General features: G+C 35.6%; 13 protein-coding genes. 9 read left to right on the plus strand and 4 right to left on the minus strand.

All coding sequences use genetic code 11. The features are described from left to right. Window positions 1-8 precede the first annotated feature (8 nt). From B0E34_RS05990 to ribA, 3 genes are read left to right on the plus strand one after another with little or no spacing between them, the layout of a single operon-like run. The gene (locus B0E34_RS05990) at window positions 9-623 is read left to right on the plus strand and encodes a DUF4254 domain-containing protein (RefSeq protein ID WP_087707868.1); all 615 of its coding nucleotides are present in this window, start codon (window positions 9-11) and stop codon (window positions 621-623) included. Continuing rightward, window positions 620-1,078 carry a hypothetical protein gene (locus B0E34_RS05995; RefSeq protein WP_087707870.1) on the plus strand — a complete coding sequence of 153 codons (459 nt, stop codon included), beginning with the start codon at window positions 620-622 and terminating at the stop codon, window positions 1,076-1,078. Before B0E34_RS05990 ends, B0E34_RS05995 begins: the two co-directional genes overlap by 4 nt. Before the next feature lie 18 nt (window positions 1,079-1,096). Further along, a complete protein-coding gene (ribA, locus tag B0E34_RS06000; RefSeq protein ID WP_087707872.1) occupies window positions 1,097-1,693 on the plus strand; it encodes a GTP cyclohydrolase II in 597 nt (198 codons plus the stop codon). Window positions 1,694-1,761: 68 nt separating this feature from the next. On the opposite strand, the gene B0E34_RS06005 is transcribed toward ribA, so the two are convergent. Then, window positions 1,762-2,274, minus strand: coding sequence for a hypothetical protein (locus B0E34_RS06005; protein WP_087707873.1), 513 nt, complete (start codon window positions 2,272-2,274; stop codon window positions 1,762-1,764). A gap of 118 nt (window positions 2,275-2,392) precedes the next feature. On the opposite strand from B0E34_RS06005, the gene B0E34_RS06010 reads away from it, so the two are divergent. The 5 genes from B0E34_RS06010 (at window position 2,393) to B0E34_RS06030 (ending at window position 7,539) form a co-directional block, all read left to right on the plus strand. Then, on the plus strand, window positions 2,393-4,087 hold the full coding sequence (locus tag B0E34_RS06010) for a glycoside hydrolase family 3 protein (RefSeq protein ID WP_087707875.1): 1,695 nt from the start codon (window positions 2,393-2,395) through the stop codon (window positions 4,085-4,087). A 45-nt stretch (window positions 4,088-4,132) separates the two neighbouring features. Beyond that, a complete protein-coding gene (gene bshA / locus B0E34_RS06015; RefSeq protein ID WP_087707876.1) occupies window positions 4,133-5,281 on the plus strand; it encodes an N-acetyl-alpha-D-glucosaminyl L-malate synthase BshA in 1,149 nt (382 codons plus the stop codon). Window positions 5,282-5,535: 254 nt separating this feature from the next. After that, window positions 5,536-6,810 (plus strand): DUF2851 family protein, encoded by a 1,275-nt coding sequence (locus tag B0E34_RS06020; RefSeq protein WP_087707879.1) that lies wholly within the window; start codon window positions 5,536-5,538, stop codon window positions 6,808-6,810. Then, window positions 6,803-7,024, plus strand: coding sequence for a PspC family transcriptional regulator (locus B0E34_RS06025; protein WP_029297636.1), 222 nt, complete (start codon window positions 6,803-6,805; stop codon window positions 7,022-7,024). The genes B0E34_RS06020 and B0E34_RS06025 overlap by 8 nt, the downstream gene beginning before the upstream one ends. A gap of 2 nt (window positions 7,025-7,026) precedes the next feature. After that, a complete protein-coding gene (locus B0E34_RS06030; protein ID WP_087707880.1) occupies window positions 7,027-7,539 on the plus strand; it encodes a GNAT family N-acetyltransferase in 513 nt (170 codons plus the stop codon). Between the two features lie 50 nt (window positions 7,540-7,589). Here the strand turns inward: B0E34_RS06030 and B0E34_RS06035 are convergent, their stop codons facing one another. The 3 genes from B0E34_RS06035 to B0E34_RS06045 form a co-directional block, all read right to left on the minus strand. Next, entirely contained in the window at window positions 7,590-8,324 is a 735-nt protein-coding gene (locus tag B0E34_RS06035; protein WP_087707882.1) for an SIMPL domain-containing protein, read from the minus strand. 256 nt (window positions 8,325-8,580) lie between these two features. Further along, entirely contained in the window at window positions 8,581-9,357 is a 777-nt protein-coding gene (locus tag B0E34_RS06040; protein ID WP_087707884.1) for a carboxypeptidase-like regulatory domain-containing protein, read from the minus strand. A gap of 8 nt (window positions 9,358-9,365) precedes the next feature. Then, window positions 9,366-10,115 carry a carboxypeptidase-like regulatory domain-containing protein gene (locus B0E34_RS06045; RefSeq protein WP_087707886.1) on the minus strand — a complete coding sequence of 250 codons (750 nt, stop codon included), beginning with the start codon at window positions 10,113-10,115 and terminating at the stop codon, window positions 9,366-9,368. Window positions 10,116-10,295: 180 nt separating this feature from the next. Here B0E34_RS06045 and B0E34_RS06050 point away from each other — a divergent pair, with 180 nt between their 5' ends. Beyond that, a complete protein-coding gene (locus B0E34_RS06050) occupies window positions 10,296-13,436 on the plus strand; it encodes a UvrD-helicase domain-containing protein (RefSeq protein WP_087707888.1) in 3,141 nt (1,046 codons plus the stop codon). Window positions 13,437-13,563: the final 127 nt, after the last annotated feature.

A 13,563-nucleotide genomic window follows, 5' to 3' on the forward strand; every position in this document is an offset into this window, starting at 1 on the left:
CACACTCAATGAATTTTACTGAGACTGCATGGAAAGTCTTCAATCAGGCTATTGAAGACTATCACGTGTCTGATGACGTTAACACTCTAATTAATAACCCGTTCGAAAAGGATACTTTGGAACGGATTTTGTATGCTAAAAACTGGATTGACACCGTTCAATGGCATTTGGAAGATATAATTAGAGATGAAAATATAGATCCCACTGAAGCTCTTCAACTGAAAAGAACTATTGATGCTTCCAATCAGAAAAGAACTGATCTGGTAGAATTCATCGACAGCTGGTTTCTGAAAAAGTTTGAAAATATTACTCCTAAACCTGATGCAAAAATTAATACCGAAACAATCGCATGGGCGGTAGACAGGTTATCAATTCTGGCATTAAAGGTTTATCATATGTCGCAGGAAGCCTATAGAGAATCTGCTTCAGAAGAGCACAGAGCAGCTTGTAAAGCCAAACTGGATGTTCTTCTTACCCAGCATGAAGATCTTTCCACTTCTATAAATCAGTTGCTTACTGATATCGAGAACGGAGATGTTAAGATGAAAGTGTACAAACAAATGAAAATGTACAATGATGAAAGTCTTAACCCAATCCTTTATCAAAAGGGGCAGCAAAAATGAAACGAATAATTTTTTTTGGAGTACTACTAATTATAATATCTTCCTGCGCAACGGAAAAACCCAATTTTTCTCCGTTGTCCAATAGTTTTTATAGCGAAACCAAAGGTTCAGATTCTGATAAAGGAGCCAAAAATAACATCGAAGTTAATGTTGGTGACAATGTAAATGCTTCAGAAATATCCAATCTTATTGCTACTTTTCCACAGTTTAAAAACAATGCTTTAAATACAGAAATCACTACTTTAAAGTACAGCCTGCAAAATTATCTTTATGCTATAGATGCAGGAAATCTTCAAGGGAAAAACAGAGCAATAAAAGACTTTGAAAAATCCTATAAAAAAATTCAAAAGCTAAGACAGAATCTTAAAGGAGACGACAATGAAGTTCTCAACAGATATCTGGTAAGATTAAAAACCAACATTTCTGCGATAGAAGATTCTGTAAAAAGAAATTAAAAAACCAATTAGGAATTAATGATTAAAATTCAGGCGGAATCCAACGTTCCTACGGAATACGGCACGTTCCGAATGATCGCGCTCTCTGAAAACGAAAACGACTGGATGCCTCACATGGCGATCGTTGCAGAAAATACAGATTTTTCCAAACCTGTAAACGTGCGTTTTCACTCAGAATGTATTACCGGAGAAGTTTTCCATTCCAAAAAATGTGAATGCGGACAGCAATTAGATGCTGCGATGAAATACATCCATGAAAATGGAGGAATTATCATTTACCTTCGTCAGGAAGGAAGAAACATCGGGATCATCAATAAATTAAAGGCATACTCTTTACAGGAAAAAGGTTTTGATACCGTAGAAGCCAATTTAAAACTTAGACTTCCGGCGGATGACAGAAACTTTGGAGTTGCTATTGAAATCCTAAATTTATTGGAGGTAAAAGATATTAATCTTCTTACCAACAATCCTGAAAAAGTAAAATACGTTACCGAAAGCAATATCCACCTCAACTCAAGAGTCCCGTTGCAGATACCGGCTAATGAGATAAGTAAAGGATATTTACAGACAAAGAAAGATTATTTTGGTCATTTACTCGATGACAGCGATAAATAAAAAAGCAAAAGCTCCGAAAGAAATTCCGGAGCTTTTTTGTAATTATAAAAAACTGAAAAGATATATTCTTAATTTGCTTTAACTGTGATTACTTTAGATTCATCTAAGTTGTAATATTTAATTACCGCATTGTAATCACTTGTATCTACAGTGGATGAATTTTTAGCAGGACTAGCCGGAACTAAAACAACTCTGAACGTCTGGCTATTCAGGTAAGTACTCATCTCAGAAGATGTCATTGTTGCTTGGTCAAAGTTCGCTTCTGTATAAATTTCAAGATTCTGAGAACTGAAAAGTGCATTATAATCTAATTCTCTACCTCCTGAAAGATAATAGGTTTTGGGAATTAATTGCCAAGCATTACTTGCAGCCGGGTCTCTTCTGTATACTAAAACCACATCTGTACTTTCTATATTAATAGGAACAGTAAAAGAATATCCGTTTGAACTTGTAAAACTTCCGGAAACATCTCTCATCTTTGGATATGTATCACCATCACCAACAGTATTATCATTATTATCACAGCTAAATATAAATAAACTTACAAAAGCCATTATTAAGATTGGAAGAAATTTTTTCATTTTATAAAAGTTTAGTTGTTTATTATTTATAAAGCGTATTCAAATCATATACCAAAAATTTCAAAAACTTTGTTTTCATCATTTTTTTAATTGTATTTTTGTTCTTATTCAAAAAATTATGAAGAAGCTTATTTACAGTTCACTTTTCATTTTCATATTCTCAAGCTCAAAAATATCAGCTCAATATCAGCCTAAAAACATTTCCAAAGACGATCTGAAAAAGGCAAACCAATGGGTTGACAAAACCTATAAGAACCTTTCTCAGGACGAAAAACTCGGACAGCTTTTCATTGTGGCACTTTACACCAATAGAGGAGAAAGTGAAATTGAAAAAGTAAGAAATATTGTTGCCAATGATAAGATCGGAGGATTAATTCTGATGCAGGACGATGCGGCAAGAGAAATCACTTTGGTAAATGAATTTCAGCAAAAATCAAAAGTCCCTTTAATGATCGGGATGGATGCAGAATGGGGATTGTACCAGAGAATCGCTGCGGCGCACAAATTTCCGTGGGCAATGACTTTGGGAGCTATTCAGGATAAAAGTTTAATTGAAAAAATGTCGGCTAAAATTGCTGAAGATTGTCACAGAATGGGCATCAACTGGGATTTTGCGCCGGTTGTGGATGTTAACACCAATCCCAACAACCCGATTATCGGAAACAGAAGCTTCGGTTCGGAAGTAAGTAATGTGGTGAATTCTGCATCAGCTTACGCAAACGGACTTCAGAATAACAATATTTTAGCAGCGATTAAGCATTTTCCGGGACATGGAGATACAAGTACAGATTCTCATGCTGATCTTCCTTTAATTGCTCACAATTTAGACCGTCTCAACGCTGTTGAATTAGCACCTTACAAAGCTCTTATCAATCAGGGAATCGGCGGTGTTATGGTGGCTCATTTATATGTTCCTGCATTGGAAACCACCAAAGGAATTCCTGCTTCCGTTTCAAAAAACATCATTACCGGACTGTTGAAAAATAAGCTTGGATATAAAGGGTTAATTATTACCGATGCTCTTAATATGGGCGCTGTTGCGAACAGATACAAACCCGGAGAACTGGATGCAATGGCTTTTAAAGCAGGTAACGATATTATGTTGTTTTCACAGGGTGTTGCAGAAGGAAAAAAATTAATTCAGAAAGCTATTGAAAGCGGCGAAATTTCACAGTCCAGAGTGGAAGAAAGTGTGAAAAAGATCCTTTTAACCAAATACTTTTTAGGACTTGAAAAATATACTCCTAAAAATCCCGAAAACATCAATTCAGATTTAAATAATGACTCTCACAAAACTTTAGTTCAGAATCTCTATTCAAATGCGATCACTTTACTGAAGGATGAAAAAAAACTGCTTCCGTTAAACGGAAAACAAACCTATTACGTTCCGTTGGAAGAAGCTCCTTATCAGACATTTGTCAATCGATTAGGTTCAAATATTACGATTAAAAAAGCTGATGAAATTGCTACGATCCCGGCAAATTCCACAGTGATTGTCGGTTTCCATAAAGATAATTCCACGGCTTACAAACCTTATAAAATTTCAGACACTTCAAAGAAAGTGTTATCCGACCTTACGAAAAACCAAAATGTGATTCTTAATGTTTTCGGAAGCGCTTACGCATTGAAAGATATTGATATTTCTAAAGTTTCTACCGTTCTGGTTTCATATGAAAACAATGAAGACTCCATGAACGCAACAGCCGATGCATTCAACGGAAAAACAAAAATCCAAGGCAGACTTCCTGTTCTGGTAAATGATACTTTGAAGGCAGGAATGGGAATGGATCTCATTCCAGCAATTGTAAAATAAAAGGTGTAAATTCTAAAATTTACAACATCAAAACAAAAAAAATAAATGAAAATAGGCATACTTTGCTATCCCACCTACGGAGGAAGCGGAATTGTAGCAACAGAACTCGGAATGTCGCTTGCCAACAAAGGCTATGAAGTTCACTTCATCAGCAACGCACTTCCTGCGAGATTAGATATTACCAATCCGAATATTTTCTTTCACAGGGTAAATGTTCAGACTTATCCACTTTTCCAATATCAGCCTTATGATATTGCGCTGAGCTCGATGATTTACCGTGTAGTGAATCTCTACAAACTGGATCTGCTTCATGCACACTACGCGATTCCTTACGCTTATGCTGCGTTTACAGCCAAACAGATGCTGAAGGAAGACAATAACGATATTCCGTTGGTTACGACGCTTCACGGAACAGACATTACATTGGTAGGACAGCATCCAAGTTACAAACACGCCGTGGAATTTTCCATCAACCAGTCGGATGCAATCACTTCGGTGTCGGAAAGTCTGAAAAGAGATACGCTCCAGTTCTTTAAGATTAAAAAAGAAATTCAGGTGATTACGAATTTTATCGATAATTCTGAATTTGAAGAATGCAACGAATGCCAGAGAACACAGTTTGCCAATCCGGACGAAAAAATCCTGATCCACGTATCCAACCTGCGTCCTGTAAAACGTGTGGAAGAAGTATTGCAGATTTTCAAGAACGTTCAGAAAAAGGTAAAATCCAAGCTTATCATCATCGGAGAAGGTCCGGATATGGAAAAAATCAACCAGTTCTTAGAAGAAAATCCGGATCTGATTTCAAAAATCCGTCTTTTGGGTAAAGTAAATGATCTTTACAGAATTCTTCAGCTTTCGGATGTATTCTTACTGCCTTCTGAACAGGAAAGTTTCGGTCTTGCCGCACTGGAAGCAATGGCAGCGAATACTCCGGTCATCAGCTCTAATGCGGGAGGAATTCCGGAAGTAAATATTCAGGGAGAAACAGGCTTTCTTGCCGAGATCGGAAATGTGGAGGCGATGAGCAACTACACCATTAAGTTACTAAGCAACGACGAACTTCTGGCGCAGATGAAAGTCAATGCCAAAGAACAGGCGATAAAATTCGACCTTAAAAATATTCTTCCGATCTACGAAGAAATGTACAGAACCACCATCGAAAATTTCAAAAGCGAGCTTACCAAAGCATAGCATTATATTTAAAAAGTTTTTATTTACCAAAACCTAACAGGTTTATACCATAAAACACTACGGCTGTATTCAAAAGGATGCAGCTTTTTTATACATCGAGTTTTGGAAGATTAATATTTTTCATGCAAATAATTATTTTCTTTGAAAGGATTTATGAATTTTGAATTATTCATAAAATAATTTTCTTATTTAATTGATTTTCAAATATTTAATATTTTTAAATCATTTTTATTCTATATTTGCATTAAACACCCATGACCGAAAAACTACTACAATATCTCTGGAACTATAAAGTGTTCAAACATTTCGACTTCAAAGATCTTGAAGGCAATCCTGTTGAAATTTTAGACTTCGGGAAATGGAATACAGATTCCGGTCCTGATTTTCTGGCGGCGAAGGTAAAGATCAATGAGATTACTTTTGCAGGAAACATCGAACTTCATGTAAAATCTTCCGACTGGATCTTTCACAACCATTCACACGATCCAAACTATCAGAATATAATTCTTCATGTCGTTTTTCAGAACGATTGCGAGGTTGAGGAACTGAAAAACAGAAACATTCCTACCATAGAATTAAAAGATCATATCGACGAAAATATCCTGTGGAAATATGAAAAACTGATCGGCGGAACACAGTTTATTCCCTGTGAAAATATTTTTGATAGCGGTAAAATTCCGGTTCATTTTCATGAAGAAAATGTTTTGAAAAAGCTGGCTGAGAAATCTTTAGAATTTGAGATGAACTTAGCTCAGTTTAAAAATAATTTTGAAGCCGTTTTGTTTCATTCTTTAGCTTATTCTTTCGGATTAAAGGTGAATGCATTTATTTTCAGGCAAATTGCGGAAAGCATAGATTTTACCATCATTAATAAAATCCGGCAAAATGAAATTCAACTGGAAGCTTTATTTTTCGGTGTTTCCGGCTGGCTGGAAAATCCGGAGGATGAAACAATGAAAATCTGGAAGCGGGAATTTGATTTTATCAAGGCTAAATTCAACAATTCCAATCTTAAATTTCATCCTAAATTTCTGAGATTACGACCACCCAATTTTCCTACGCTCCGTTTGTCGCAGTTGGCGAATCTTTACTTCATACATCAGAATTTATTTTCAAAAATCATTCATGCTAAAAATACAGGGGAGCTTTTCGAAATTTTTAAGAATGTAAAAGCTTCGGAATACTGGAATAATCGTTATAATTTCGGAAAAATATCATCAGTCAATCAACCCAAAGTTGTATCGCGCGATTTTATCGAATTGATTATTTTAAACACCATTTTACCTTTAAAATACACCTATCATCAATATCATAACGAAGAAATTGCAGACGAAATTCTGTTTTTTTACAAAAACCTTCCCTCCGAAAAAAATTCAGTTATTACGGATTGGAAAAAGCTGGGCTTGAAGTGTAAAACCGCACTGGAATCACAAAGCCTGATTTATCATTTTAAAAATTCCTGTGAAGAAAAAAATTGCTTAAATTGCGGTATTGGATTTAAAATTTTAAAAGAATCTTCAAATGCTTGACAATATCCGCCATAAAATGGAAAGAGAATGGTTTGGCGTTCTTACAAGAACGGGCGCAAAACTCGGAATTCCTGTTTCTAAACTGAGAGTATTTTTCATCTACTCTACTTTTGCAACGGCAGGATTTTTCTTTTTAATTTATCTGGGACTGGCATTCACACTTTGGGTAAAAGATATTTTTATCACCAGAAGGCCTAATGTTTTTGATTTATAGATATGGAATTTTTACAGATCACTTCTACGGAAGATTACAGGGTTAAGGAGATTTTTGAGGCATACTGTAAAACGTTTCCCGAAGACGAAAGAAGAGACTGGAACAAATTGTCTCCCCTATTTCAGCATCCTAAAGTAAAGATAATTTCTGTACTTCACGAAGCTAAAAATGTAGGCTACCTCATCATCTGGGAACTCAGCAATTTTGCTTTTGTGGAACATTTTGAAGTGTTTGAAGAATTCAGAAGCCAGAAACTGGGATCACATATTACCAACTATCTTTTTGGAAATTATCCCAGAATTGTTCTGGAGATAGAACACGGGCATTTAACCGAAGATACGAAAAGACGCTATTCTTTTTATCAGAAAAACGGGTTCAGCCTGATTGATGAAATGTACGTTCAGCCAAGTTACGGCGAAGGAAAAAATCCTTTGAATTTATGGCTTCTTGCTAATTATCAACCTGAAAATCTAAAGGAAGTAAAAGACGAAATATACGATATTGTTTATCATTAAAATATAAAATCCGAAGTTTCAAATGCTTCGGATTTTTTTTCAGTAAAAAACTAATTTACCTGATATTCCAGCTTTATGGTAATACTTGCTTCCTTATCTTTTGAAGCGGTATTGAAGGTTCCGCCATAAGAATAATCTTCATTTGAATTCGGAGCCGTGATCTGGATAACGCCCATCGTTGCTTTTTTCAGATTTCCCAGACTGCTTCCTGAATTTTCAGCAATTTTTTCCGCGCGTTCTTTAGCATCTTTTGTGGCAGAAGCAATCATTTCCTGTTTCACCGTAGCTAATTTGGTATAAAAATAATTTGGCGAAGACGATGTAAATTCTATTCCTCTGTTGATGATTTCCGTAATATTTCTCGAAAGATTTTCGATTTTCGCAACTTCTTTACTTTCAATCGATACAGTCTGCGTAAGGTTGTATCCGGTAAATTCATTCTGAACGTTATTCCCGTTATTATCTGTATAATTTTTGAACTGTTTCTGGATGTCCACAGAAGAAAAAACGATCTCATTTTGCTTTACGCCTTTTGATAATAAATAATCGTTGATGGTTTTTCGATCTGAAGCCAGATCATCATAAGCCGATTTCAGGTCAAAATTATTCTTAGAAAAACTTCCCGACCACGTAATAAGATCAGAAGTAAATTGTTTGGTTCCCAAACCCGTAACAGAAATCGTATTTTCAGATTTGTTTCTGTTTTTAATGGCATTTCCTAAAAGTCCGAGACCGATAACGAAACCTAATGCTGCAATGGCAATCGAAAGAATGTTTTTATTCATAAAAATTTGTGAATTTGTTTGTTACAATAATTTTCCGCTTATCCTTAATTAATCATAATGCTAATTTTAACACAAAGTTCTCAAGGTTTTTTAAATATTAACCACTTTTTAAGTTCACAAAGGCGTTTTACTCAACAAAGAACCCAAAGTTTTTTTAATGATGAAAAATTGCGGACAGCCATAATAATTTTAATGTCTGTTTACTAAACTATTGCATCAATTCTCATTCCAAATTTTAAGATTTCTTTAACATTTATTAAGGCATTTTGCTTTCTTTAATTCTTTTAACAAAAACAGGCATTGCTTCGTCCATTCTGGATAAAGCTCCGGTTAAATTTTTGGCTCTTACGAAAGTTCGCGTTTGCGGTTTATTCACAAATGCAAATTCTATAAATTCCGAAATCCGCTCCGCAGGAATGCCTTCTTTCGTAAAATATTCGTCTTCCACCCTGTTTCTTACCCACAAAATATCTTCCTGAAGATCATCATACCGATATTGACGCTTCATCCTTCTTGCATCGCCGCTTACAAGATCATACAATCCCTGAACATTAAGGCTTCCCAAAAGGATCGGAATTAAAACCTGCTTCACTTCTGCCGGTTTTTCTCGCATTTTTCCTACGGGTTGCGGCAATCCTACCGCATCTTCCACAATTTGCCCTTTATCGGTTTTCGCTACCGCGCGAGAATCTTTGTCTAGATCTCCGGTAATTTTAGCCAATTCCACTTCTTCAATGTCTTCTGCAATTCTCGTAAGCTTAATATTCAGTTCTTTGTTTAAACCATACATTGCTTTTATGGAAGATCTTTCAAAACCATTTCTTACAAAACGAATTTCGTCATCCGGAGAAGCAATCTCAATAGAAAAAGTTCCGTCGTTTCCTGTATATGTTTTTTTATCCGCAGAAATATTCATTACCGTAACGGAGGGTAAACTGATTCCGTCCTCATCGGTAATTTTTCCGGAAATTTTTTGCTGTGAAAAACCATTCACAAATAGAAAAAGCAGGATTATAACTAATCTGAAATTCATAAGATCAATTATTTTTGAGGTTGTGGCGATTTGTAAGCTGAAATCCTTCCCAACACTGCATTTTTAAAACGGTTCATATCCGCTTCTGTACAATAGCCGTATTTCAGGATATTTTTCCTTTCAAAACCTGTTCTTAAAATATAGAGAATGAAATGCTGGATCTGTGGTTTAGGAATCTGAAGTTCTTCAAAGAAGGTGTCTCCTAAAGAATTTTGCAGATAATTCATCAGATCCACATCGTCCCATTTGTTTTTAACTTTCCCGAAACTGTAAATTCCTTTGGTTACCGGCTGTACAAATTCTCCCGGTCGCGCTGCCAAAACTCCCGGAGCCGACTTTTGCGACATATATTTTGCCAGATCGTTCTTCAGTTTTTCCACTTTTCTTGGCGGATTAAGATTTTTTGCATCGATCTTAATATCTCCCGTTATGTTTTTTTTAATTTCAACTTCCGCAATCAGTTCTGCCGCTCTTATCATTGTTACATTTACAGGAGCCGTGATGTTTTCCTGGGTAATTTTACGATTTGTACGCTCATAACCCGATTTTACAAAGCGAAGTTCGTCTCCCGCTCTTCCCGAAATCATGAAATGACCGTCGCGGTTTGTAAGAACCCTTTCATCTGTCCGGATATTGATTACCGTTGCTTCAGGCATCTCATTATTATCCTCGGAAGTTACTTTCCCGAAAATATAATTCTGAGCACTACAGTTGATGAAAAAAAGAGAAGCTAAGACAAAGAATAGTTTTATTTTCACAGGTTATTTTTTATAAAGCAAAACTAAAGTTATTTTTAAATTAAACTGCAAGTTTAACCACAGTTAACGCGTTTTAGGATTTCTTTTAGAATTTTATTTTTAAAACTGTTAAATAGCAGCAGAAAATTGTTAAAATTTCACTTAAAAATTAGCTAACTTGCACTTTGAATTCCACTAAAAATGCAAAATTCTTATACGGTAATTAATGCTTCGGCAGGTTCGGGGAAAACCTATGCTTTGGTGCAGAGGCTTTTAATGATCTGTCTTCGGTATCCTAATCAGCAGCAGTCGATCAGGAATATTCTTGCGTTGACATTTACCAACAAGGCAGCGAATGAGATGAAGGAAAGAATTCTGACGTGGCTTGGAAATTTTTCCAACGATAATTTTGCAGAAAATCCGGATTTAAAAAATATTCAGAAGGCATTTGAGGAAGAAGGTCTGAAAATAACGATCGATGAACTGCATCACCGCGCCAAAAAAATGCTGGATTATGTGCTTCATAATTATTCTACTCTGAATATCGGAACGATCGACCGTTTTAATTCGCGACTGGTAAGAAGCTTTTCTTATGAACTGGGACTCGCCAAAAATTTCAATCTGGAAATTGAAGCGGAACCTTTTCTGATTGAAGCGGTTGATAAAATGCTCGATCAGATTGGCGAAAACGAAGTAATCTCCAACTCTTTCATGGATTATGTGGATTACAGTCTCGAAAATAATGAAAGAATAAACCTGAACAAAAGTCTTTACGGTTCGGCAAAAGAGTTCGTGAAAGATATTCATTACGAGCATCTTAAAAACAATAAGGATTTTGACAGCACGAATTACGAGAACATCAAAGATACACTCCGAAAAGAAATTGCCCAAAACAAAAAACAGGCAATTGTACTGGCTACACGATCCATCGAATTATTCAGATCAAGGAATATTGAAATTGAAGATTTTGCACAGGGAAAAAACGGAATCGGAGGCTTTTTTACGAAAGTATTAGACTTTTATCATCAGAAAAGACCTGGTTTTCCTTTTCCAACGACTGCAGAAGAATCTGTTGTGAATAACTACCGGAAAGGAGCTTCGGCAAAATCAAAAAACAAGGAAGCTGAAATTCTTGAAATTCTCGATCAATTACTGGATTACAGAATGCAGCTTATTCGGCTGTACATAGAAACCCAGAAAAAAGAGAAAATTTTATCCGCGCTTCTGCCTTTAAAGGTAAATAAAGACATTCAGGATGAGCTGAAGAAAATTGAGGAAGAAAACGACCTTGTTTTACTTTCTAAATTTAATATTTTAATTAACGAAAACCTTCGGAATGAGCCTTCGGCTTTTATTTATGAAAAAGTAGGTTCGCAGTTTCAGCACTATTTTTTTGATGAATTTCAGGATACTTCAGAATTGCAGTGGCAGAATTTCCTTCCTTTGCGAGATCATGCGATTTCATCAGAAAATACTTCTTTTACATTGGTTGGAGATCCGAAACAGAGTATTTACCGTTTTCGTGGGGGGGAAAGTAAACTGATGCTCGATATCATCAACAAAAAAGAATTTTCTCCTAAACAGGCAGATTTGCTGGTTTTAAAAGACAATTGGCGAAGCGCGAAGAATATTGTTCACTTTAATAATGAACTGTACAAATTTCATTCTGAATCTTTATCGGAAGAGCATAAAAATATTTTCGGAACTGATGCCGAACAAAATCCGAAATCGTCGATCGAAGGACGTGTAAAAGTAAATCTGATAGAAAATCTTACGAATGAGGATTTTTACAACGATACGTCTGAAAGCATGAGGAAAGATATTCAGGAAATTCTGGATAACGGCTTTAAATTCTCGGACATTACGATTCTATGCCGCGGAAATTTTGATATTTTCAGCTATTCTCAAAAACTGGGAAATCTGAAGGTAAATTACAAAGGAGAGGAAACGAATATTAAAACTATTTCCGATAAAGGTCTTACCTTAGAATTATCCAACACGCTTAAGGCGGTTGTTGAATTCCTGCGATGGGAAAGCAATCCTAAGAATAAGCCGAATCTGATCATGATGATGTATTACCTGAATAAACTGGGAAGAATTCAGATGGCAGATTTCACCCTGGAAATGAAGGAAATTTTAGGAATTGAAATACACGAAGAAACTGTGCATTTTATTCAGGAAAAATACGCTCTGAAGCTTAAGCAGGACAATTTCCCGAGATTCAATCTGTACAACTTTGTTGAGTATTATATTAATGAATTTTCTGTTGAAAATAAAGAGACCGATTTCCTGCTGAACTTTCTCGAGATGCTTTTCAATTTTACACAAAATGCAGGAGCGAGTACGAAAGAATTTCTGAAATATTGGGATGAGGAGGCTTCGGCATACACGATTCAGGCTTCGGAAAATATTGATGCGATCCAGATTATGACGATCCACAAAGCAAAAGGGTTGGAGTTCCCGATTGTTTTTATCCCGATGATTAATAAAAATCGTGATGCTGAGTTCACCAATTGGTTTGAAACGAGCAATGACAGTGCTTTAAAATCGGTTAATATTAATCAGTTCAGTAAAAATCTTGAGGTGTATGATGAGGAAATCCAGTATTTCAATCTCCAGAATTCTTATAAAAACTTTGTAGACAGGCTGTGTCTGCAATACGTTGCGACAACGCGACCGGTAGAGCAATTGTATTTTTATATTCAGAAAGCGAATAAAACGTCTAACAATCTTGAATTGCTGGAGTTTTTACAGTCTAAAAATCCGGAAAATCTAGATGAATTTGATCTGTATGAAGTGAATCCCGAGATGCTGAAAAAACATTCAAGGGACAAAACCTCCCATTTTGAAACGAAGGATATTCAGAATTTAAAAAACATCAACGAAAAAAATACATCGATTAAGATTGCCACTCCGTCAAAAAATTATCAGGTACGGGTTGAAAAAGTAAGAATCGGGCTTTTCGTCCATGAATTATTATCCCAAATCAATACGGCAAAAGACATCAGAAAAGTTCTGGAATGCTACGTTCTGGATGGTCAGATAACCATTGAGGAAAGCGCAGAAATTGAGAGAAATTTAGAAGAAATTATAAAAAATAACGCTGAATTTTTTGATGAAAAATGGCAGGTTATCAATGAAAAAGATATCATGATTTCCGAAAACGGTGAAAGCAGCGTGTATCGTCCGGACAGAATTTTAAAGAGTCCTGAAGGCTACGTTATTGTAGACTTTAAAACCGGTGAAGAATCTGAGAAAAATGACAGACAAATTGCCCATTATAAAAATATTCTGGAAAAGCTGGGAAGAAAGGTTTTGAAAACGCAGCTTATTTATTTGTAATCTCAAATATTGTATTAAGAAACGTCTACGGCGGCACCTTTGGTGCCGCCGTAGACGTTTTACGATCTATTTTTCTTAAGTATAAATTAACACTTATTCTGTTTTTCATTACACTTAATCAATATCT

The organism is Chryseobacterium mucoviscidosis, assembly GCF_002177115.1.
Lineage (GTDB): Bacteria > Bacteroidota > Bacteroidia > Flavobacteriales > Weeksellaceae > Chryseobacterium > Chryseobacterium mucoviscidosis.